This window comes from Paenibacillus sp. p3-SID867 (assembly GCF_025142895.1).
In the GTDB taxonomy this organism is placed as follows: domain Bacteria; phylum Bacillota; class Bacilli; order Paenibacillales; family Paenibacillaceae; genus Paenibacillus_AQ.
This window is the reverse complement of record NZ_JAMBDM010000021.1, coordinates 33,480-56,834: the sequence shown is the minus strand read 5'-3', so window position 1 is coordinate 56,834 and position 23,355 is coordinate 33,480. Positions and strand designations below refer to the sequence as shown.

Genomic DNA, 23,355 nt, shown 5'->3' with positions numbered 1-23,355 from the left:
AGGCTCGTTTGAGCCTCTTGCAGTAATTGTTGCACACTTGGGTTATGCCCTAAGAAGTTTGGCGTTAATTGCTACGACAATAGTACTCAGAGACATCAGTATGGCTCCAATCGCAGGGTCTAGGACAATTCCAGCGCCATATAATATACCGGCAGCAAGTGGAATGGCAATAATATTATAACCACTGGCCCACCAAAGATTTTGAATCATTTTATTGTAAGCTTTCCTAGATAAGTCGAGAATCGAAACGACATCATTTGGATCACTTCTTACAAGAACAATATCTGCTGTTTCAATTGCAACATCCGTTCCGGCGCCAATCGCAATGCCGAGATCTGCTTTCGCCAAGGCTGGAGCATCATTCACCCCATCCCCCGTCATGGCAACCATATAACCCTCTTTTTGAATTTCAGTTATTTTATCAGCCTTTTGATGGGGGAGGACTTCTGCATGTATCTCATCTAAATGCAAGCTTTCGCCAACCCATTGGGCAACTTTCTTGTTATCCCCCGTCAACATCATGGATTTGATTCCTAATGATTTTAAATTTTCCACAGCGTTCTTTGCACTTTCCCGGACTTTATCTGCAAGGCCAATTAGACCGGCATATTGGTTATCAACAACGGCAAAGACAACCGTTTTTCCTTGTGATGCCAGCTTATTATACTCTGAAATAGGATAATCTATTTTTTGATCCTCCATAAAGCCAGGACTAACAACCAAAACATCCTTGCCGTTAACTTTCCCCTTAAGACCTTTCCCTGTCAGTGCTTCAAATGACTCTGGTTCTGATATTTTTATTTCACGGTTCTTCACTTCTTCTACTACACCTTTAGAAATAGGATGTTCGGATTGAGCTTCCAGGGAACCAACGAGGGTTAAAATTTCCGTCACTGTATAACCCGATGCAGGTAAAATATCGGTTATTCCAAATTTACCTTGAGTTAGTGTTCCTGTTTTATCAAATACGACAGCGTTCAATTTTCGAGCTTCTTCAAAGGCAGTACGGTTACGTATCAATAACCCTTTTTTTGCTGCTATCGAGGTAGTGGTTGATACAACAAGAGGTACAGCCAAACCCAAAGCGTGTGGACATGCAATAATCATCACAGTCCCATGCGCTCTATTGCGAAGTTAAAGCCGTAACCCAAAGAGAGCCATACGAGTAGGGTTATTAACCCTGCACCTAAAGCTACATAAAATAACCATTTTGCCGCCCGATCGGATAAGTTTTGAGTTTTAGATTTAGATTCCTGAGCTTCTTTAACTAGTGAAATAACTTGAGATAAGTAACCTTTTTCACCACTATTGGTTACGGTTACGGTTAATGCTCCTTCACCGTTAACAGCCCCTCCAATGAGCGTATCTCCAGGATTCTTGATGACCGGGACCGATTCCCCTGTGAGCATGGATTCATCAAGTGATGATTGTCCTTTCACAATAATTCCATCTACAGGGATTCGTTCTCCAGGTTTAATTAATATTGTTTGCTCTGGGCTTAACTCTGACACGCTTACCTCTTTGATATCTCCATTTTCCGTAATAAGATGTGCTTCAGAAGGGATTAGTTTGACCAATTCTTCTAGGGCATTAGATGCACCTAAAATAGACTTCATTTCTAGCCAGTGACCTAGCAGCATAATAACAATAAGGGTTGCCAGTTCCCAAAAGAAATCTACATCCGTCAATCCTATGACAATTAATGAACTGTATACGTAAGCAACAACGATAGCAAGTGATATTAACGTCATCATGCCTGGACTCTTTTGTTTTAGTTCTCGATATGCACCAACTAGAAAAGGCTTACCTCCATAAATGAAGACAAAAGTGGAGAGTAGAAACAGTAAAACGGTGTCATATGGAAACCGCCAATGTACACCAATGAACATCTGAATCATTGGCGATAGAGCCATGATTGGAATCGTAATAATTAAACAAATATAAAAGCGTTTCTTAAAGTCATCTACATGATGACCAGCATGTTTATCCCCGCTATGTTGGGGGTGCCCTGTACTATGATGTGATCCGGAATGGTCATGGTCGTGTTTCATAGCTTGATGATGATTGTCAATTTCGTGGTTGTGCATATGATTATTCATTAGTTGATGTTTCACGCTCTTTTTGGAGTTTTTATACATTGAATTCACCTCTTCATAAGAATGTTTAGTTTAATGTCGTAATAAGAAAAGAATGTTAGGACTACATCACGTAGTATTGTTACCCATTAATACTAATTTAAACCTAAAGGAGTAAAGTAATCACGGATTCAAAACTCCGTCTTCATGAAGAATAATCATTTTCAAATTTGTTCAGTTTCCTCATAAAATCTACATAACTTCGGGTTATATAATATTCAACCTAACAATAGGTTACAAATCGTATGAAAAGCGAGGTGATTACATTATTTGATTTTTTGAATCAAATAAAAAGTGTTGTGCATCCTAAATTCTTGAATCGTAAATTCGAAAGGAGATATTGACTATGTCACATGAACAATACCAAAAGTGTATCGAGGAATGCATACGTTGTATGATGGCATGTAATCATTGTTACAACGCTTGTCTTGATGAAGAGAATGTAGCTATGATGACAAAATGTATTCGTTTGGATCGGCAATGCGCTGATATTTGTGCTTTTGCTGCGCATGCAATGTCAACGAACAGTGTTTATGCGCGTGAGATCTGTAGTATCTGTGCCGACGTTTGTGAAGAATGTGGCACAGAATGTAAAATGCATGATGTAAAACACTGTCAAGAATGTGCAGAAGCTTGTTTTAGATGTGCAGAGGCTTGTAGAGCAATGGCAGCGTAGAACAGACTCAATAATCAATAACCCTCCTTGTGAGAAAGGAGGGTTATTGATTATAAGTTATAACTAAAATTATATATAAATTGGAGATAGCTGTTAGAGCAGATCAACGTCTGCTTGAACAGTTTTTTCTGCTTATGCTGAAAAAGAAGTGGTTACAAAAATGTATTTAATAATTAACTTAGAAGAAGTCGGTGTTCATATAAGAATAATACAATAAGAGCGGAACTTCTCCTTATATTTGTACTTTATAGGGTGAATTTGAACGAAACTCGACTTTTTATAAAAAAATGATGGATTTAGAGGATGGGATTGACAACATATACGAAAATGTACTACATTATGTAGCGTTACAAAAAATTAATTTTTAATGCCGAGTTTCATTTTTGAAAACGGGGGAACCATTCCGGGTGAATTATTCTTGATTGAAAAGGAATAAAGGGCGCCTTCTACCGAACCCTTAGCTAACTCCGTAGGCATCCGAAGGGAGAGCATGTGTTTGAAGAAATTCATGATTTCATTAATAGGGTCTGCAGTTATTTTATCAGCTGGTGCGACTAATGCGTTTGCTGATGATCAATCCAAATTGCGTACAGAAGTAAGTCAAGTTGTTGGTACACCTTACAAGTGGGGGGGAACTTCTGTATCGAGTGGATTTGATTGTTCTGGTTTTATTTTGTATATCTTTGATAAGTTTAATTTGGAGCTGCCACGGACATCAAATGCTCAGGCAAAAACAGGTACCCCAGTTGCAAAGAAAAATCTCAAACCTGGAGATTTGGTCTTCTTTAATACAAGTGGTGCTGGTATATCTCATGCAGGGATTTATATCGGTAATGGGCAATTTGCTCATTCTTCCAGTAGTAAGGGAGTAAGGGTTAGTAATTTATCGGAATCATACTATAAGGATCGATACGTTACAGCAAGACGTACAATCTCTAAACAAAGTTATACAAAAATGGTTGGTGGATTGCACTAGTACTTATTTGTAATTAGACAAGCCCTGGTAAAAACCACGGGTTTGTTTTTTTGTATCGCAGGATGAATTAAATCTTGTTAAGAATTTAATCTAACATAATTCATTAATCTTCAATGGAAATACCATAAAATGAAAAATTGACTAGTTAAATTAAATAAACTACAATTCGTAGTATATAATATATTATTGATTTCTTGATGTTTTTAAACAAGGATCAATTTTTTTATTAAAAACACTACATTACGTAGTTAATAATCCGGAAGGGAAGACTTTTTCTATGTGTGGGATTACAGGGCTTTTGATGTTTGAAAACAATTCGCTGCCAACGACGGTAGCAATTAGAAAAATGACCGATGCAATCAAACATCGTGGTCCCGATCAAACGGGCATTAGGTTGGTAGATAGGATTGCTTTAGGATTTACCCGTTTGTCGATCCTTGATTTGGAACACGGCAGCCAGCCTATTTCCAACGAAGATCAGAGCCTTTGGCTAGTTTTTAACGGTGAGATTTATAACTATCAATCATTAAAAAGAGAACTTGAAGACCTTGGTCATATGTTTAAAACGAACACAGATTCTGAAGTCATCATACATTTATATGAGGAGTATCAGGACCATTGTTTAGAAAAACTGCGTGGAATGTTTGGATTTGCAATATGGGATCGGAGGAAAAAACAATTATTTGCTGCTCGTGATCATTTCGGAATAAAACCATTCTATTACTATACGGATAACACTCAATTTGCCTTTGGCTCCGAAATTAAAAGTATCCTTTCTTTAGATGGTCTGAAACCCGCCGTTAACTCAAAAAGTCTGTTCCATTATCTAACATTACAGTATGTGCCCCAACCAGATACAATGTTTGCTGGAATAAAAAAGCTTGAACCGGGTCACTATTTGATTGTCGATCAATGGGGAAATATAAAGAATCAAACATATTGGGAAACTAAGTTCGAACCGGAACATCGGCCAATTGAAACATTTATTGAAGAGATCCGGTATAAACTTAATGAATCTGTGAATCTTCATACCCAGAGTGATGTGCCGATTGGGAGTTTTTTATCTGGGGGAATAGACTCAACATCGATTGCCAGTTATCTTAGCAAGAGAGGGCCTGTAAAAACCTTCTCGGTAGGTTTTGAAGGCGAGCATAATGAAAATATATATGCTAAAAGGACGGCAACTGAACTGGGTATAGATCATTTTGATGAAGTGATATCGGTTGATCGTTTTTTTGAGGATACGATTAAGGCTGTGTGGCATATGGATGAGCCCATAGCAGATCCGTCTGCAATTGCGATCTATCGACTTTCCCAAGTGGCAAGAGAGCATATTACTGTCGCATTATCAGGTGAAGGTGCTGACGAGCTGTTTGGAGGATATCGTATTTATAGAGAGCCCTCCTCACTTAAACCATTATCGTGGATACCTACGAACCTAAAACGGAACATCAAGCAATTTATAGACGAAATTCCGTTCAATTTTTATGGCAAAAACTATATGAAAAGAGGCTTAACTCCTTTAGAAGAACGATTTTTGGGGAATGCTAAGATCTTTAACGAACAAGAAAAGAGACTTGTCTTGTCTTCAATGGTAAATTTGAAAGCGAATTGGGAACCTACAACTGCACTGACCAGTAAAATATATGAGACTTCGAAAGACCTTGATGATATTAGCAGAATGCAATTAATCGATCTTAACTTCTGGTTACCTGGCGATATTCTAATGAAGGCTGACAAAATGAGCATGGCACATTCCTTAGAGGTTCGTGTGCCATTTCTAGACAAAGAAGTGTTTGAAATAGCTCGTAAAATACCATCATCATACCGTGTAACAAATAAAACAACGAAATATGTACTTCGTAAAGCGATGGAGGACATTGTACCTAATCATGTACTGAATCGTCCCAAGCTAGGTTTTCCAGTACCTTTAAAGAAATGGCTTATGGGATCTATCGGAGATATCATGATCGAACAAATCATTATAAGTGGTATTGAAGAATGGATTCAAATAGATCATGTTGTTGGTCTATTAAAGGAACACCGTAATGGGAAAGTCGACAACTCAAGAAAAATATGGACCATTTATATTTTTGCCTTGTGGCACTCGGTTTTTATACATGAAAATTCAGTTAGACTCGTGATATAAATTAGTTGTTAAAATGAGGGGGTAGACCTCTCATTTTTTACTTTCTAAGTTGATGGGTTAAACCTTGGCTTAAATGGTCTAAGAGAATGAGGCTCACAAAATCTACACATTTACCAACTATAATAGGAGTTATTCTATACTCAAGTTAGGAGAATGATGATGACGGATAAGAAATCAAAGAAAAAAAGGAAGGGAATATCGTTAGGTATCGGATCATTATTTTCTGTGGTTATGATTGTCTTGATTGGTTTTGCTATTTGGGGAAGTGTGAAAAAATCGAATGATACCACGCTTGATACACTGAATGCTGACTCTAACACACATCCACATATATTTAGCTACTCGCCTAGTAATGAAACGGTCTGGGTAGGGACACATACAGGTGTTTACGAGCTGAAAAACGATGTATTTCAAAGAACACTACCAGAACTTCGAACGAATGATGTCATGGGGCTTGAAATTGATCCGCTTGAACCAACAAGGATCTTTGTATCAGGACATGGATTTGTCAAACGTTCCGTTGATGGTGGAGAAACTTGGCAGACAATTGAAAATGGACTCCCTAATGAAGCAAAACCCGATGATCCAGATGCCCATTATTTAACAATGGACCCAGATGATCCGAATCATTTATTTACATTGTTAGCCGGTGAGAGGGATAATCTGTATGAAACGAAGGATGGCGGGAATACGTGGACGAATATAACAAGTTTACCTGCCGGTGCATATTCTATTACAATGATGACCGGATCGTCATCATCCATTTTGGCTGCAACGGAAACGGGACTTGTGCGGTATGATATACAAAATGGAACAATTCAAGAAAACAAACTGACCAATGATCCGGTTTATCAAGTCATAACTTTACCTAATAAAGAAGTAGTTACTATGACGGAAAGCGGATTCCAAAAATCAATGGATTTGAAAACATGGACGGCGATGGACATAGAATTGAATGGGGAAATGCCACTTGGTATTAAAGCAGCTAAACAGGACAGCAACCGTCTCGTTATTATAACAGATCGTTATTCTGTTTATGAAAGTAGTAACGGCGGAGAGAATTGGACAAAAACGAAGTAATTAATTCGCCTTCTACAATTGACAGTGCTACTAATTGTTACTACAATTTGTAGTTACAGAGGTGAGGAAATTGAAAATTAAAAAGTTTAACATGCATGAACAAGGTCTAAATCAATTCTTTGGTCCGCTGGAAGCGAAAATTATGGAAATTCTATGGGCATCAAAAAAAACAACGATTCGTGATGTACAAACCATTGTAAGTGAAGAAGAACCACTCTCATTTAATACCGTAATGACTGTTATGAATCGATTGATTGAGAAAGGACTGCTGAAAAAAACCTCCAAGGGTAGCGGTAGAGCAAGATTAACGTTTTTTGAACCTATACAAACCAAAGAACAATTCTTATCAGAACAAACTAAAGAGGTTACACAAGGACTGATCCGCGAATTTGGAGAGTTAGTTGTTGGTCATATGATCGATGCATTAGATGATGCAGATCCTAAATTAATCTCTAAGCTTCAAGATAAACTGAACCAAATGAATCACGGGAGTTCATCATGAAATCGGCTGTAAAAACAAATCTGATTTTTTTAATCATGTTACTCACGGGCTCATTTGTGTTGATCCAAATGGGTTGGTATGTCGCGCATCAAGTACTAGGTGTGCCACTCAATTGGAATATAATACAATACTGCTTAACCGCTATACAGGAAGACACTTTGGGGCATGACATCATTAAAGTTTTATTTAATCTTGTCATTTTGTATACAGTAGTGCGATTAGTTGGCAGATCAGGTAGGCAATTATTCTTGACTTGGAAATGGATGCGGATGTTTAGAAATAATACGGATCATCAGCAAACGTTATACCTAAACAAGGTATACCAGGATTGGAATACAGAAATTATAGTTGTTAGAGATGACGCATTTATTGCTTTGGCAATGGGGATTTGGCATCCACGTATCGTTATCTCTACTGGAGTTATGAACCTGTTCAACGAAGAGGAAGTCAGGGCAATATTACTCCATGAATGGTATCACTGCAGGGGACGCGATCCGCTTCAAATGTTCCTGGTCGTTTTACTGACAGAGAGCATGGGGTATATTCCATTATTAAAAACATTGAGCAATCAGTTTGCAACTAGGAAGGAACTTCTTGCGGATCGTTTTGCTCTAAGACATATGAAATCGGAATATCACTTAGGTAATGTATTATTGAAGTTGTCCACTTTGGTAAATAATCGACATGTAACCGTAGCTGTGCCCTTTGCAAATACAGCAATAAATTACCGAATATTACAAGTGCTTCAGCCGGATCAACCGCTTCATATTCCCTTTTCCTACTGCAAGTCTCTTCTGTCAACCATTATTATTTTTGGCATCATGATTGGTTTGATATCGGGCGGATGTTCATGAGCCCTTTTTTTATTTTAAACACTACTACGTGTAGTTTTTACGGTAAGATTATTGCTGAGGTGATTTAAGGACGTGTATGAAATATTCAACTGGATAACCAACGTCGTTGCTAGTCCATTAACTGAGGTAGCGTACTCTTCGAATATAGCACTTCTTTCTGTTATGTTTTTGGGGTTTGTCGGTTCAGTGGCACCGTGTCAAATTTCAGCAAACATAGGTGCCATGATGTATTTTAGTAATCGCCAAGTTCAGCGAAGATTATCATGGATCGAAATCAGTATGTACTTGCTCGGGAAAATTTCGGTATTTAGTATATTGGGTGCTGTGTTTTGGCTATTTGGACAAAGTGTATCCCAAGATATGATTCCATTTTTCGTATTCGCACGTAAAATGTTAGGTCCACTGCTGATTATCATGGGGCTGTTCTTTTTAGGTTTGTTGAAATTACCGGGTAGTTTCTGCTTTCAATTATCTTCCTATTTAAAAGATCTATCTGGACGTATCGGTGGGAAATGGGGGGCGTTTGTACTAGGTGCTTCCTTTTCCTTCGGTTTTTGTCCAACGATGGTTTGGCTGTTTTTCGGCTTAGTTATGCCGTTGGTATTTCAATCTTCTTATGGATTCATTCTACCTCCAATATTTGCAATAGGAACAGCGATGCCGTTTCTATTGTTTGTGGGATTAAGTATCGTACTGGGGTTCGATACAGCTATGATAAAAAAGTCGCGGCAATGGGGGAAATGGATGCAGAGAGTAGTCGGTGTGTTATTTCTATTATTAGGGGTCGCCGATACGATAACTTATTGGTAATAAGGTGACTACATGCTGTTATATACTTGAGATGAGAGGGAAATGATGAGATGAAGGTTATACTCTTTTCCATTGGCGGTATTGATATTCGTTCTTATGGCGTAATTGTAGCTCTTGCAATTTTACTTGCCATAGGAGTTGCTTATTACCTTTCGAGAGGGAGCGAGTACCAAAAGCATATCCCGAACTTAATGACCTATGTGATTTTTGGCGCAATTATAATGGCCAGAGTTTGGCACGTTTTCTTTTTTCAGTGGAACTATTACTCATCAAATCCAAGTGAAATATTTGCCATTTGGAATGGGGGAATATCGATTCAAGGAGCATTAGTGGGTGGTTTTATAGTGGCAGCAATCTATACTAGGATACATCGCCTTTCATTTTGGGAATTGGCGGATGTCCTGGCACCTGCAATTATTTTAGGACAAGCTATTGGCAGAGTTGCTTGCTTTCTTAATGGTGATGCTTTTGGTTCTCCGACAGGTTCAAACTTTGGGATTGTATACCCTCCAGGAACAATGGCATTCGATGTTTATGGTTCGCAGCCGCTTTGGCCAGCCGAGGTATGGGAAGGGCAGTGGAATCTTATTGTATTTGCCATTTTACTCATATTAAGAACGAGAACTTTACCTAGAGGGGTATTGTTCCTTTCTTACAACATTCTTTATGCAGTTGGCAGATTTATGTTAGAATTTCTGCGTGGGGATTCCCCTCGCTACGTACTGGATTGGACGGCGGGTCAATGGACTAGCGTTATCGTTATATTCGTAAGTATTGGTTTGATTCTGTATTTCTCATTTCAGAATAAACAGAAACAGCAGGAGATATTATTGCAAGATAAATAGGCGTGCCTTACACCATTACTTTTGGTGTTATCTCGGAGAAGGCTCTTGGAATTGGTATAGCTAATGGACCCAGTTATTCACTGGGTCCATTTTTAATTTAACTACAATTTGTAGTGTTTATTTCAAAAAACTTCCACCAAAGAGAAATCTCTTTTCCCAATGTGTGTTATCAATTGAATCGATTCGGACACCGCCGGATGTTTTAGAATAAGTATGCAAAATCTTTCCATTCCCGAGATATATTCCATTATGCGTAATACGTGCCTTACTTTTGTCAATACCTCTATAGCTCGAGTCTTTATTCCCCTTATAAGACATGAAAAACATGATATCCCCAGGTTTTAATCCTCTCCAATCCTTTGTTACAGTTCCATTTTGTTTGATATAGGCCCCTTGCGTTCTTGAATTTGCTGGGATTAATACACCGGATCCCTCCCAATAAGCTTGCCGAACAAAATCAGAACAATCAAAGGTATTTGTATTCGAGCGGCTAGAACCAAATTCATAAGGGGTACCTAAATATTTCATACCACTATTTATGACGTTTTGTCTGATTGAAGAATAGTTATCCTGCTGATATAAGGTCTTTTGAGGAGCAGCCAATACTTGTCCTTGCTCTGGGACAACTGAAAATGATAGAGCAGTCAACAACCCCAATGCGATGAGTTTTTTCAAAATAATCCCTCCTGATCGTGATGATTAATGTCTTGCATCTCAAATCTATCACAACCCATGAAGGAGCATTGGATGGAATATTTACCATCCCTCTTGGGGTACATATTATTCAAATGAATTAGGCAAATACCTACTACACCGGACAAAAGTCATAGGCATAAGCTGTATGAACAAAATATTAGGAGGCTCTAATGTTGAATCAGACTATGAAGCATCACACTGCCATGATGTTTCCTCGTGTACTCAAAATCGTACAAGAATGTGGGGCAATGTGTGAACATATGGTTTCTCATTTTCTTTGTATGCCTGACGCACGCTCTAGAAGCCACCAAATCCAATTACTCCGTGATTGTGCCACTATTTGTGAAACGCTCTCTTGTTACATTGCTCGCCGTAGTGTTTTTGCGAAAGCAGCTGCTAATCTGTGTGCATATATTTGCGAGGCCTGCGGCAATGAGTGTGCGAAGTTTGCTGATCAGGAATCCCAAATGTGCAGTCGAATGTGCTTGAAATGCGCTCAAGAATGCCGTACCTTCGCTGCATAAAAAAGATCAATAGGAGCTAAGATGGACTTATTTAGCATTGGAAGATTACTGAAGTTCAGCAGGAAGTTGGCAAAGGCAGAGAGGCGACTGGCAAAGGCTCAGAGAAGGATAGCGAGAGTAGAGAGGCGGAGAGCAAAAGCAGAGCGACGGAAAGCAAGAACAGTAAGAAGAATTGCTAAACGAATACGGAAGGGGCTGCTTTAAGATCTAATATATATTTAAAAAACATATGTTACAAATTAAAAAAACCACAAAACTCCCAAACGATGTGTGATTGTTCTATCTTCTACTCAGCTTTATTATCTACATTCGGATCGAAGGTATAATTAGTTTGATAATCTGAATATTTATATTTCACCTCCGTTACCATGCCGGACGATGCGTGATGTTGGAATGGTTTGCATTTCGATAGAGGATACAGGGCCCAGGTATTCCTGAAGATGAACTTCCTTGTTGGTTTGAGCGATTCTATCGTGTTGAAAAGTCCAGATCAAGGGAACATGGCGGGTCTGGACTCGGGCTCGCAATTGCCAAAAAATTAGTGGAGCTCCATAACGGCAAAATTCAAGTATTCAGTGAATATGGACAGGGCACAACATTTGAAGTTTATTTACAAAAATTCGAATCTTAAAAATAAAAAATGTGATTATTCATTAAGTGCCTATCGCTGACTGCGACAATGGCACTTTTTATTTATAATATGTTAAATGATAAATGGACTAAGGCAGGTTTGAAATAAGAATGATGAGAGCAGACTGAATTACATATGAGAGATAAATTGGGAAGGAGATTTTCATGGTGATAAGGGATACTCAGAGGGATGCGATTCTAACATTCGCAGCTGCTTTCTCTTTCATCGTCTACGAAGTTTTTCTTTCTCGATTCTTTGCAGTTATCTCGGATAATAACTACGTATTTTTAACCATTTCATTAGCTACGCTAGGTATTGGACTTGGTGGATTTATGGCCTATAAAACTGCCGGGCGTGTTTACCAATTTCGCAATGTATGTCTCGGCTTGTTTGCACTTTTTCTAATCGTATCCGTCTTTGTCATGTATGTCTTTCCGTACCAAGGGATATGGTTTTATTCTCCAGTCGCTCTGCTCCCTTTCTTTACTGGAGGTGCTTTACTCGCTGCCATTATGCAACAACATAAACAACAAATTCGCCTCATTTATTGTGCTGATTTGGCTGGCGCAGGGATTGGAGCCGTTTCATCCATCGTATTGATGAGTATATTCGATCCCATCACAACGATATCACTGTTAGCTGCCATATTGTTTGGAATAAGCGTTAGTATTGACTTTAATCGTTCGCGAACCCAGCGGAAATTCGTATATCTCTTGATTTTTACGCTTCTGCTTGTCAACACGGTCTTACCATTCTCACAATACATTCCCTTTCTGGCATTTGAAACGAGTCCATCAAATGTGTTCCAAGGAAACACGAATTCAAAAGTTATGTATACGGAATGGAATTCATTCTCTCGTACTGATGTATACGATGATGCAACCGGGGAGCTGTTATATATTACTATTGATGGGGGAGCTGTTTCTCCCATATCAAAATATACGGGGGACTTAGAGGAGGTAGACTATTTACGATCAACAACCAGTTTTCTTGCTTTTGAAGATATCCTAGATAAAAAACGGGCACTCATTATTGGAGCAGGCGGTGGCCAAGAGGTTTTAGCCGCCCAACTTGCAGGCTTTAAGGAAATAGAAGCGGTTGATATCAATCCTGGGAGCTTTCGAGCTGTACAGTCAGTTGCTTCATTCTCGGGCGATGTATTTAATCAACCGGGGGTGAAAGCAATCGTTTCTGATGGAAGGAATTATATACGTCAAACACAAAATCGGTATGACTTAATCTATTTGTCCCTTGTAAAAAAAGAATCGGAGAACGGCTTAGGCCTTGCTTTGACCGAAAATTATATCTTCACAGAAGAAGCCATCCGAGAATATCTAAACAAGTTGAAGCCAGGGGGGAGGCTTGCGTTTTTACTCCATGATGAGTCAGAGCTCATGAAAGTGTTGAATGCAGCAGAGGAATCTCTACGATTTGAAGGGATTAATCATAATCAATTACAGAATCATCTGGCAGTGATTGGCACATATCAGCATCTTGGTCATGTAGTGTGGGGATTCAAAGGGAGTCGTATTACCAGGCCGTTGGTGATTGTGACGAAAGCCCCCTTTTCATTAGAGTCTGCACAACATCTTAAATTGGAAGCTGAAAATAAACAACAGATACCTGTTCATATCCCAAAGATATATGATCGCTATGCTGATTTATATCGTACTTTTTCGATTTCACAAAACCAATTACTCTCTAATCGTGACGATATGCCCTACTTTTACAATAAGGCAAATGGGGTTCCTGTCCAACTTGTCATTCTAACGATAGGTACGATATTGATCACTTTAATACTAGCTGTAAGAACAAAGTTCACATTAGGACGTACTGCTTACTTTTCTGGGTTGGGCATCGGATTTATTGTGATTGAAACAACACTGATACAGAGGTTAATCCTACCGTTAGGACATCCAACGTTATCATTTGTATTGGTGCTTGGTGTATTGTTAGTTTCTGGTGGTGTTGGCAGCCTGTTTTTTGGTAAATGGTTCTCATTTGACAAAACAAGATACACACCTTTATTGTGGATTTGTGTTTTAACCTTGATTGTGAATGGAGTTATATCATGGTATAACGAACAATCATTTTCTTTATCATTAACCTATCGGGTTATAGCAACGGGGCTCATACTCATCCCATTAGGTTTATTTATGGGTATGCCGTTTCCGTTCGGTTTGACGAAGACTCCTGAGCGGAAGATAGCATTAAGTTGGGCAATTAATGGTCTAATGACAGTCACGGGTTCGCTTCTTGCCACCATGATCTCTTTAACCCTAGGCTTTACTGCAGCAATGACAATCGGAGCTTTGTTATACGGTTTGTTGTATATTTTGCAACCGAAATTAAATTTAAGTAAGTAATATAAAAAGTTCTTATTAATTTATCATTGGAATTGACAGCGTCTATTCTTTGATACTACAATACGTAGTGTGAGGTTAATCACTACTTACTGTAGTTTAAGGAGAAAAGTAGCATGTTCAACGCTGATTTGACGGTGTGGATTGTATTTGCAGCAGGATTTCTGTCATTTATCTCACCATGCTGCCTTCCGCTGTACCCCTCGTATTTATCTTATATAACAGGGGTATCCGTGAAAGATTTACAGGAAGGCAGAGGGGCTTTTCGAACAAGAACATTGTTTCATACTGTTTTTTTTATTTTAGGGTTTTCTATTATATTTTTCGCCCTAGGTCTGTCTGCTAGTCTCATAGGAAATCTGTTTACTGGTAATCAAGAGTTAATTCGCAAAATAGGCGGTGTGATGATTGTTGTTATGGGTTTGATGATGGTAGGGTTATTTAAACCTTCAATTCTAATGAAAGATTTGCGATTTGAATGGAATAAAAAGCCTATCGGTTATCTGGGTTCCGTATTAGTCGGGGTTACATATGCAGCAGGGTGGACCCCCTGTGTTGGTCCTATACTCACAGCGGTGTTAGCTTTAGGTTTTACCAATCCCTCTGAGGCATTGATATATACCTTTTCTTACACTTTAGGCTTCGCTATTCCGTTTTTTATCATGGCCTTTTTCCTTGGGCGAACGAAATGGATCCTAAAGCATTCTAATCGACTCATGAAAATCGGAGGAACTTTAATGGTGTTGACAGGTGTCTTGCTCTATACGGATCAAATGACAAAAATCACTATTTTTTTCATTGGATTATACGGTGGATTTACTGGCTTTTAAGGGGGCGAGTTTGTAGTGAAAAAACAATGGTGGATACTCTTGACAATTATTGTTCTCGCTATCCTCGCTATTATTCAATCGACGTCTGTAAGCACAGAAGAGCTGCCTAAAACGGGTTATCAAGCCCCGAACTTTTCACTACAAGCACTTGATGGACAGACTTATTCACTCCAAGGTTTGAAAGGCAAACCTGTCGTTATTAATTTCTGGGCTTCGTGGTGCGGTCCATGCAAAATTGAGGCACCAGAATTGGTACGGCTCTACGATAAATATAGAGCTCGTATCGAAATCTATGCGGTGAATGTAACAGCTAGTGATTCAATTGAAGGAGCTAAAGCTTTTGCAAAAGATTATGGTTTTCAGTTTCCCGTTCTGATCGATGAAAAAGGTGAAGTAGCTCAAAAATATGCGATTCGTCCCATACCAACTACGTTATTTGTCAATAGTGAAGGAATCATTATCGAACAGGTCATTGGGTTAGTTGATCCACAAACCATGGAATCAAAGTTTCGGCGGTTGTTACCATAGGGATTAGTAGGGGGGGGATATTTTGCAGTTTGGTCCTTTTGTAATCAGGATAGATTGGTTGATAATAGCGGTGTCTGGATTCGCTGGATTTATAGCCATGCAATGGTTGTGTAACCGATCCGGTAATCGAGATCAGCCAATATTAGACCCGGTTGCCAATGCTTTGTTATGGATATTGATCATATGGAAATTTAGCCCGCTGGTTAGTACACCATCATTGTTGAGTAACCATCCGTTACTTTGGTTGACGATGCCCGGGACCATGATGGGATGGTGGATCGGTTTGATAGTTGGTTCGATTTATTTATACCGTGCATGGTATCGTCTCCAAGTTTCTTGGTGGTTAATTGGCGACTTACTCACCTTTGGAGGGGTGGTTACGTATGTAACGTACAGCATGCTTGCTTGGCAATACGGAAGTCTGACAACCCTTCCATGGGGAATATCAATTTATAATCCTGAATTCCATTATCACCCAATCAACGTATACCGGTTAATCATTCTTTTACCGATGGTTGTTTGGATCTGGAAAAACGCTGGGCATATTGGAAGCGGTAAGTGGCTAACTACTGCGTTAAAAATTCCCGTGATGGGTCTAATGGTCGTGTCATTATTTGATTCAAAACCCAAATGGTTCATCCCGTTATCCTTCGAACAAATGGTGTATCTCATCTTAATGTTGTTAGGAATTGGATTATCATTACGTAATGCTAGAAGAGATCAGACAAATGTAATGAATGAAAATATTATAGAGGAGGGACAAAATGAAGCATCAGGGATATTACAATCTCATTCAAGAAATCTTGATATTGACCCGATCAGATCTAAAGATTCGAGGAAAGAAAAAAGGTCATTTTTATCAGATTAGACAAGATGCAATTGCATTCATTCATACAGATTGGTTTGAATCATTGTGTTATTCAGTGAATTTGGAGCCTGATGCGGTGCGTGTATCATTTCTTGATGATACCATTCAACACTCGAGAAAATATAGGGCAACTAACAATTTGTAGAGAAAATAACCATCCATAATTTATACACATTTTTAGAATGCATTATTGCCTTCAGAAAAGGATACGGCATCTATGAAAAAATTCTACAAGGCTTTTCTAATCCTATTCACTTTGCAGTTCAGTCTTCAGAATCTGACATTTGCAATGGAAGATAAGGATCACTTTTCACTCAATAGCGAGGCAGCTATATTGATTGACGGAACAACAGGTTCCATTTTGTTTCATAAAGAAAGTGATCGTTTGATGTATCCAGCAAGTATCACAAAAATTGTAACAGGAATCATTGCGATTGAAGAAGGGAATTTAGACGACATTGTAACCGTCAGCAAAGCGGCTAGATCTATCGATGGTACTAGGGTTTATTTACTTGAGGGTGAACGGGTTCCTCTGTTGAAGCTGGTACAAGGGCTTCTTATTAATTCAGGTAATGATGCGGCTACAGCGGTTGCGGAGTACTTTGATGAAAGTGAAGCCCAGTTTGCTGAACGAATGAATGAATTTGTGAGTGAAACGATTGGTGTTAAAAACACGACCTTTCAGAACCCGCACGGGCTATTTGATCAAAAGCACCAAACAACCGCTTATGATATGGCAAGGATTACACAATATGCAATGAAAAATCCTTTGTTTCGATCCATAGTAAGTACAAAGGAAATGGAATGGGTTGGAGAAGGTTGGGAAACGACTCTCTATAATCATAACAAGCTTCTTTGGCGTTACGAGGGAACGACGGGTGTGAAAAATGGATTCGTAGATCAATCCGGCTATACATTGGTTGCTTCTGCAAAGAGAGGAAGCTCAGAATGGATCGCTGTAACGTTAAAATCGGATTCATCAGAACTAGCTTATAGTGATATGGTAAATTTATTTGATTATGGATTCGAACATTATGAAACCTACTCGATCTCGGTAGATGCAACATCCTTCCAAAGTTATAAAGATCGGTTTGTAATCCCCAAGACATTGGTGTTTACAGGCACAAAAGACATAGATTTTAAAGTTGAGATCGATCAATCTGACGGTCAGATCGTTGTTATTGATTCAGCTGGGCAAATTATATATAAGGAAAAATTGGTACCTATCGTTCAAAGCCTTCAAAAAACAACAACTACCGATCAAGTTATAAAAACAGAAAGTGAGTCCTATCGTACATCAATACCTAAAATCATTATCTTGGCAGTAACCACGTTGTTCACGCTACTGCTTATTAGAAAACAATGGATAAAGAAAAAGCGACGATATTTGAGTAATGATTGAAAAATCGAATATTTTCGCTTAATTAGTTGATCAAATCATGTATTAATTTAAATCGTTATCTTCTAACCAGATCTCTTGAATAACTTCAGCTAGTACAGTTATGGAACGATAACTTTCTTCAAGATTATTTTCGACTCCTCCGATCTCTATAAGTGCACTATTGGTCGATAGGGCTTGGTTGTAGTCACCATTTCCATTGGCGGAGTCTTTTTTATATATTCCTTTTGAAAGATCAGGTACTTTATCATTTAGTCCCTTTTGAATGCGTTCAGCGAATCTCATATTCTTTTCCCAATTCGGATTATTTGTTCCAACAACAAAATACACTTGAGCATAATTCAAGTTATTATGTTGAACGGTGGTTTTATCTCGTCCCTGTGAGTCACGATGGATATCAATGAGATACTCAATATTATCATGCATGGTACGTTCCTGTTTTAATGTATTCTTTGAATAGGTGTAGGAATAGGCATAATTAAAACTGTCGACAACTGAAGGATAATCTTTTTTTGAATGAAAAACAGGGATGTCATACGATTTCATTTTTTTTATTAGATAATCACCTAATAAGGTAACATTTGTTTTAGAGTCAAAGGCTTCATTCGCTGTTTGGACATTGCTTAATTCGGGTAACCATGATTCACGATTGTGCGAATGATAGATGAGAATTTGAGGCATAGAACGTTTGGCTTTTACTTTTTTCTTTAAAGGATTCGTTTGTGCCTCGGTTGATGTTTTTTCTTTATTTATTAATGGTGCCGGTTGTTTCGATTTGTGCTTTGAAGATTCTGTTGTTAAGGGGGAACCTAGAGAGGTTACTTTAACAGATTGTACCGGTTGGGGATCCGATTTCGTTATTATTTGAGGTGAAGCGAATTTCGTGTGATATATATGAACTCCTATCGTTGTATAGAAAGTTAACGAAAAAACCAATCCAAATACTTTGATATATTTGCGTTTATTACTCATGAATTTTCCCTCCTGGATCTCTCTGAATCTAGCGTTCATTTACTAGTAGATTATGAGTGGAGTAGGAGATGTAGAACCAATAGATAGAATTAGTAATAAGAAAAACATCGATAATGAAGGTAAGAATTCCTATAAAATTGAATGAGGCACACTCAAAACACTACAACTTGTAGTTTATGTGGATTAATCAAATTTGATAACTAACATGCCAAAGGAGCTCACATGAATCTACACACAGCTTTGAAACCATTTGTGCAGGAGTATACAACAATAGCAAACATGAACATTACCGGTGTTCAATTTCATTCGGGTAAGATACAACAGGGAGATGTATTTGTGGCCATCAACGGGACCAAAGAAGATGGTCATCATTATATCCAAAGTGCGATAAAGGCGGGTGCATCAGCTGTTGTTGGTGAATATAAAATAACGGACTTACCCGTTCCTTATTATCGTGTTTCAAATACACGGAGGGCCTTAGCTGCTCTTGTTGGTCACTTATACGATTTCCCTTCTCAGCGTCATGTAATGATCGGTATTACAGGTACAAACGGTAAAACCACCACTGCGCATATGCTTAAGCATATATTGGAATTTGCTGGCGTTACATGTACGCTCTTAGGCACTGTATTTCAAGAAATTAATGGACAAAAGGTGATATCGACACAAACAACACCAGATTCACTACAACTGAATAAATGGTTGAATCAAAGCGATGACCAAGTGGTCATCATGGAAGTATCTTCACATGGAATTGATCAGGAGCGTATAGCCTTCATCGAATACGATTATGCGGTATTTACGAACCTTAGTCATGATCACTTAGACTATCATAAGACTCTTGAAGATTACTTTGGAACTAAAGCGCGTTTATTTACTCAAATAAAGCAGAGCGGAGAATCCATTATATCGAGTCACAATGATTGGGGTAAAAGGCTTATTGATCTTCTGGCTACTCAAAAAATGAGAGTACATACCTTTGGGAAAATTGGTAACGACGATGTGCAACTCACTAATATTGAATCAGAATTCCCTTTGACGTTTGAATTGAAACAAAGAGGTACGCACTATAGACTGGTTTTACCCATCCCAGGAATATACAATGCTTGGAACGCCGTAGCTGCTTGGTTAACAGCAAGTCGAATGGGGGTCGAGCCTGAAGTCATACAAAAGGCACTCTGTACATTCGCTGGTGTTCCTGGGCGCTTTGAAATTTTTAAACATCCTTCAGGGGCAGAACTTATAGTTGACTATGCCCACACTCCTGACGGATTTCTCCAATTCCTCAGAACGATACATTCGCGTACAAATAACAGAGTCGTTCACATTTTCGGTTTTCGAGGGAATGGAGATCCAACAAAAAGAAAGGAGATGATCCGGATTTCTGTTGAAAACAACGATATGATTGTTTTAACTCTAGATGATTTAAAGGGTGCAAATAAAAAAGAAATGTTGATGGAAATGAGAAGTTTAGTTAGTAATTACGGGAAAAGTAAATGCTTAATCATTGACGATCGTACGGAGGCGATCGAATATGTTTGGAAAAAAGCCAAGAAAGATGATGTTGTTATAATTACCGGTAAGGGGCGAGAGTGTTATGAACAAAGATTCGCAATACCAAGTAAATCTGATATTGAAACGATTGAATATTTGTTAAAATCCACTGCCCCCTGATGATTCTATATAAATGCCATAGAACTATGAAAATACGGGGAATTTGAACTCAATAGCACTATAATTCATAGTGTTATTGAGTTTTGTGTTGTCATAACCCGCTAATCTTACTATGTAATTTCATAGCTAATACTAATTTGTAGATGGGAGGAACAAACTTGATTAAAAAAAAACGCTATAATGAACACGAGGAACATGTTAATGAAGGTTGGTTGATTCCTTATGCCGATTTGTTAACCTTGTTGCTAGCACTATTTATTGTGTTGTATGCAATGAGTTCAATAGATGCGAAGAAATATGAAGAGATGAGTAAAGCATTCAGTACATATTTTAGTTCTGGTTCGGGGGTATTGTCACAGTCTGGAATTATAGAATCTGATATGAGAATGGATAGTACAGTAAACGTTAAGCAAACTATCGATAGAAGGATTACCAAGCAAATAAACACATTAGTCAATTTAGAGCAGATAGATCTTGAAAAGATACAGAAGAAGATCGATTCATTCATACAAACAAGTGGTTTTGAAACTAAGATTCGAACGAGTTTGACTAAAACGGAATTAACTATAATGATTAGTGATACTACATTGTATAATTCTGGTGAATCTGTTATAAAACCTGAATCACGGGCCATTGTTATGGCTATATCCATGATTTTAGAAGAAACTGAAGATTATAATATAATCGTCGCAGGACATACCGATAATGTGCCGATTAGTAATAGCGAATTTGATTCAAATTGGGAATTAAGTCAGAAGCGAGCGCTTCGATTCATGGATATTTTGCTTCAAAATAATAAAATGGATCCGGAAAGATTTCAGATTGTTGGCTTTGGAGAATTTCGTCCAAAAACCACAAACACTACCTCTGAGGGGAGGGCAATGAATCGGCGTGTGGAGGTATCCCTTGTACGAAGATTCGTTATAGATAAACAACTTTAATTTCTTTTGATCAAAGAAGGCTAGAATGGCCTTATGTTTTAAATAATGGTACCGTAAAAAAATTCATTTAGACCAAAGCTAAATCTATAACACTAATTTAAACGCTCAAGATATTAAAAATCTGAGCGTTTTTGTTATTTGCTGTGAAACCGTTTGATTATGAGCAGGGAATCAAAGTCAAATAAAAAATAAAAATATGTTGACAATATAGGGTAGGGGGCTATACTATAAAAGCAGTCAATCTCCGGTAAATTATGGCATATAATTAACTTCACTTTTTGACGGCCGTCGAAAGCGTTAATTTTGGATTGATGAAATCCGGAGATATGTAGCTAAAGGAGGATAAAACAAATGTCTAAACAAGGACAGAGTCTTTCGCAAGCAGATCCAAGACGATGGATGGCACTAGCATTATTATGTCTTGCGAATTTTATGGTGATTATGGATACTTCGATTATCGGAGTTGCGTTACCGGCAATTCAAGAAGCGCTAGGATATACACAGGAAAGTTTACAGTGGGTATTTAATGCCTATGTAATATTCTTCGGAGGGTTATTACTACTAGGTGGTCGTTTATCCGACCTCTTTGGACAAAGACGCATGTTCATGTGGGGATTTTTGATTCTTACTTTAGCATCTTTACTTGCGGGCTTTGCTTGGAACGATGATTCACTAAACATCGGTCGTGCACTGCAAGGATTCGGTTCCGCGTTAATAGCACCTTCGGCTCTCACCATTGTGATGATGCTTTTTAGCGGTAATCCTAAGGAATTGGGCAAGGCACTGGGCTTCTGGGGCGCTTCCGCAGCTGCTGGAGGATCCGCTGGGGTATTTTTGGGTGGTGTTATTACAGAGTGGTTGAGTTGGCAATGGACATTTCTAATTAACGTACCAGTTGGTATCCTTGCCTTAATTTTATCTCCCGGTCTTCTAGCGAAAGGTACACGAAGAAAAGGAAGTATTGACATAGCAGGCTCCATCTCTGTAACAGCATCTTTGGTTCTGATCGTGTATGGAATTGTAACTGCAGAGCATAATGGATGGGGTGCACCAATCACCATATGGACCCTTATCGCTGGGCTGATATTGTTCGTTCTTTTCCTAATCATTCAGTTAAACAAAAAAGAACCACTTGTTCCGCTTGGAATCTTTAAAGCACCAAACCTGGCTGCTGGCAATATTGCGCTTATCATGCTGTCAGGTGGTTTGATTCCATTATGGTACTTCCTAAACTTGTACATGCAGCAAATATTAAAGTTTTCCGCTTTCGCGGGTGGGGTTGGACTGCTTCCGATGACCATTTTGATTGCCATCTTCATGATCGTTATTACAGGTAAGTTGATTGGGAAATTCGGTATAAAAGCAAACATTGTGATTGGGTTGACGGCCCTTGGCGGTTCGATGCTCATGTTCTCAAGTAATACGCCTGTAGACGGCAGTTTCCTTATCAATGTACTTCCAGCTTCGCTTTTGGGTGCTCTCGGGATGTCTCTAGCCTACATTCCTTCTATGATGGCCGCGATGTCGGGAGCGAAGCCAGAAGAAGCCGGTCTTGCATCCGGCCTAGCGAATACAAGCTATCAGATAGGTTCAGCTATTAGCCTAGCAATCATGGTTGCCATTGCCGCATCAGCTACTTCTTCCACGACGGGTGCCAACCCTGTAGAAGCACTAAATGATGGTTTTCAACAAGCATTCTTTTGGTCAGGTATGGTTGCTTTTGCGGGTGCGATATTAGCTTTGATGTTTATCCGCTCCCCTAAACAGGCGGATTCGTCGAACGTACCGAAAGCTATGTAATTGTTGCTCTAACTGATCTCGATAATGAATACATTTTTTACAGAGAGGGTAAACCAATAATAACTGTTAAGGTTAAGGATACATTTTCAATAACTTTGTTCT

Annotated in this window: 19 protein-coding genes, 2 pseudogenes and 1 riboswitch; of the genes and pseudogenes, 18 read left to right on the top strand and 3 right to left on the bottom strand. The window is 38.6% G+C overall.

Annotated elements, in window-relative coordinates; all coding sequences use genetic code 11:
• Positions 1–42: 42 nt before the first annotated feature.
• A pseudogene (locus M4D81_RS34990) lies at positions 43–2,099 on the bottom strand (copper-translocating P-type ATPase).
• Between the two features lie 382 nt (positions 2,100–2,481).
• Between M4D81_RS34990 and M4D81_RS29290 the strand changes: the two are divergent.
• The 8 genes from M4D81_RS29290 (at position 2,482) to lgt (ending at position 10,027) form a co-directional block, all read left to right on the top strand.
• A complete protein-coding gene (locus M4D81_RS29290) occupies positions 2,482–2,811 on the top strand; it encodes a four-helix bundle copper-binding protein (RefSeq protein WP_084046982.1) in 330 nt (109 codons plus the stop codon).
• A 358-nt stretch (positions 2,812–3,169) separates the two neighbouring features.
• Positions 3,170–3,303: riboswitch (cyclic di-AMP (ydaO/yuaA leader) on the top strand.
• A gap of 4 nt (positions 3,304–3,307) precedes the next feature.
• Positions 3,308–3,787, top strand: a complete 480-nt coding sequence (locus tag M4D81_RS29285) for a C40 family peptidase (protein WP_260069038.1) — start codon at positions 3,308–3,310, stop codon at positions 3,785–3,787.
• Between the two features lie 277 nt (positions 3,788–4,064).
• Entirely contained in the window at positions 4,065–5,936 is a 1,872-nt protein-coding gene (asnB, locus tag M4D81_RS29280) for an asparagine synthase (glutamine-hydrolyzing) (RefSeq protein ID WP_260069037.1), read from the top strand.
• Positions 5,937–6,089: 153 nt separating this feature from the next.
• Positions 6,090–7,016: a WD40/YVTN/BNR-like repeat-containing protein gene (locus tag M4D81_RS29275; RefSeq protein ID WP_260069036.1), complete on the top strand. Its 927-nt coding sequence runs from the start codon at positions 6,090–6,092 to the stop codon at positions 7,014–7,016.
• Positions 7,017–7,086: 70 nt separating this feature from the next.
• Positions 7,087–7,518, top strand: coding sequence for a BlaI/MecI/CopY family transcriptional regulator (locus tag M4D81_RS29270; RefSeq protein ID WP_036638517.1), 432 nt, complete (start codon positions 7,087–7,089; stop codon positions 7,516–7,518).
• Positions 7,515–8,372 carry a M56 family metallopeptidase gene (locus M4D81_RS29265; RefSeq protein WP_260069035.1) on the top strand — a complete coding sequence of 286 codons (858 nt, stop codon included), beginning with the start codon at positions 7,515–7,517 and terminating at the stop codon, positions 8,370–8,372. The genes M4D81_RS29270 and M4D81_RS29265 overlap by 4 nt, the downstream gene beginning before the upstream one ends.
• 72 nt (positions 8,373–8,444) lie before the next feature.
• The gene (locus M4D81_RS29260; protein ID WP_260069034.1) at positions 8,445–9,182 is read left to right on the top strand and encodes a sulfite exporter TauE/SafE family protein; all 738 of its coding nucleotides are present in this window, start codon (positions 8,445–8,447) and stop codon (positions 9,180–9,182) included.
• A gap of 50 nt (positions 9,183–9,232) precedes the next feature.
• Positions 9,233–10,027: a prolipoprotein diacylglyceryl transferase gene (gene lgt / locus M4D81_RS29255; protein ID WP_260069033.1), complete on the top strand. Its 795-nt coding sequence runs from the start codon at positions 9,233–9,235 to the stop codon at positions 10,025–10,027.
• 117 nt (positions 10,028–10,144) lie between these two features.
• Here the strand turns inward: lgt and M4D81_RS29250 are convergent, their stop codons facing one another.
• Entirely contained in the window at positions 10,145–10,702 is a 558-nt protein-coding gene (locus M4D81_RS29250) for a C40 family peptidase (protein ID WP_311200718.1), read from the bottom strand.
• Between the two features lie 191 nt (positions 10,703–10,893).
• Here M4D81_RS29250 and M4D81_RS34985 point away from each other — a divergent pair, with 191 nt between their 5' ends.
• The 7 genes and pseudogenes from M4D81_RS34985 to M4D81_RS29220 all read left to right on the top strand — a co-directional run bounded on the left by M4D81_RS34985 (position 10,894) and on the right by M4D81_RS29220 (position 17,869).
• Positions 10,894–11,247 carry a four-helix bundle copper-binding protein gene (locus M4D81_RS34985; RefSeq protein WP_466046931.1) on the top strand — a complete coding sequence of 118 codons (354 nt, stop codon included), beginning with the start codon at positions 10,894–10,896 and terminating at the stop codon, positions 11,245–11,247.
• 421 nt (positions 11,248–11,668) lie between these two features.
• Positions 11,669–11,878 (top strand): annotated as a pseudogene (locus M4D81_RS29245) (sensor histidine kinase); the annotation flags it as partial.
• A 164-nt stretch (positions 11,879–12,042) separates the two neighbouring features.
• Positions 12,043–14,244: a spermidine synthase family protein gene (locus tag M4D81_RS29240; protein WP_260069032.1), complete on the top strand. Its 2,202-nt coding sequence runs from the start codon at positions 12,043–12,045 to the stop codon at positions 14,242–14,244.
• Between the two features lie 113 nt (positions 14,245–14,357).
• On the top strand, positions 14,358–15,071 hold the full coding sequence (locus tag M4D81_RS29235; RefSeq protein WP_260069031.1) for a cytochrome c biogenesis CcdA family protein: 714 nt from the start codon (positions 14,358–14,360) through the stop codon (positions 15,069–15,071).
• 15 nt (positions 15,072–15,086) lie between these two features.
• Positions 15,087–15,599 (top strand): TlpA family protein disulfide reductase, encoded by a 513-nt coding sequence (locus M4D81_RS29230; protein ID WP_260069030.1) that lies wholly within the window; start codon positions 15,087–15,089, stop codon positions 15,597–15,599.
• A 22-nt stretch (positions 15,600–15,621) separates the two neighbouring features.
• On the top strand, positions 15,622–16,467 hold the full coding sequence (locus M4D81_RS29225) for a hypothetical protein (protein ID WP_260069029.1): 846 nt from the start codon (positions 15,622–15,624) through the stop codon (positions 16,465–16,467).
• A gap of 217 nt (positions 16,468–16,684) precedes the next feature.
• Positions 16,685–17,869, top strand: a complete 1,185-nt coding sequence (locus tag M4D81_RS29220) for a D-alanyl-D-alanine carboxypeptidase family protein (RefSeq protein WP_260069028.1) — start codon at positions 16,685–16,687, stop codon at positions 17,867–17,869.
• Positions 17,870–17,911: 42 nt separating this feature from the next.
• Here the strand turns inward: M4D81_RS29220 and M4D81_RS29215 are convergent, their stop codons facing one another.
• Positions 17,912–18,838, bottom strand: a complete 927-nt coding sequence (locus M4D81_RS29215) for a stage II sporulation protein P (protein ID WP_260069027.1) — start codon at positions 18,836–18,838, stop codon at positions 17,912–17,914.
• A gap of 222 nt (positions 18,839–19,060) precedes the next feature.
• On the opposite strand from M4D81_RS29215, the gene M4D81_RS29210 reads away from it, so the two are divergent.
• The 3 genes from M4D81_RS29210 (at position 19,061) to M4D81_RS29200 (ending at position 23,253) form a co-directional block, all read left to right on the top strand.
• Positions 19,061–20,512: a UDP-N-acetylmuramoyl-L-alanyl-D-glutamate--2,6-diaminopimelate ligase gene (locus tag M4D81_RS29210; protein ID WP_260069026.1), complete on the top strand. Its 1,452-nt coding sequence runs from the start codon at positions 19,061–19,063 to the stop codon at positions 20,510–20,512.
• 158 nt (positions 20,513–20,670) lie between these two features.
• Positions 20,671–21,453, top strand: a complete 783-nt coding sequence (locus M4D81_RS29205) for a flagellar motor protein MotB (protein WP_260069025.1) — start codon at positions 20,671–20,673, stop codon at positions 21,451–21,453.
• A 351-nt stretch (positions 21,454–21,804) separates the two neighbouring features.
• Positions 21,805–23,253 carry an MFS transporter gene (locus M4D81_RS29200; protein ID WP_260069024.1) on the top strand — a complete coding sequence of 483 codons (1,449 nt, stop codon included), beginning with the start codon at positions 21,805–21,807 and terminating at the stop codon, positions 23,251–23,253.
• Positions 23,254–23,355: the final 102 nt, after the last annotated feature.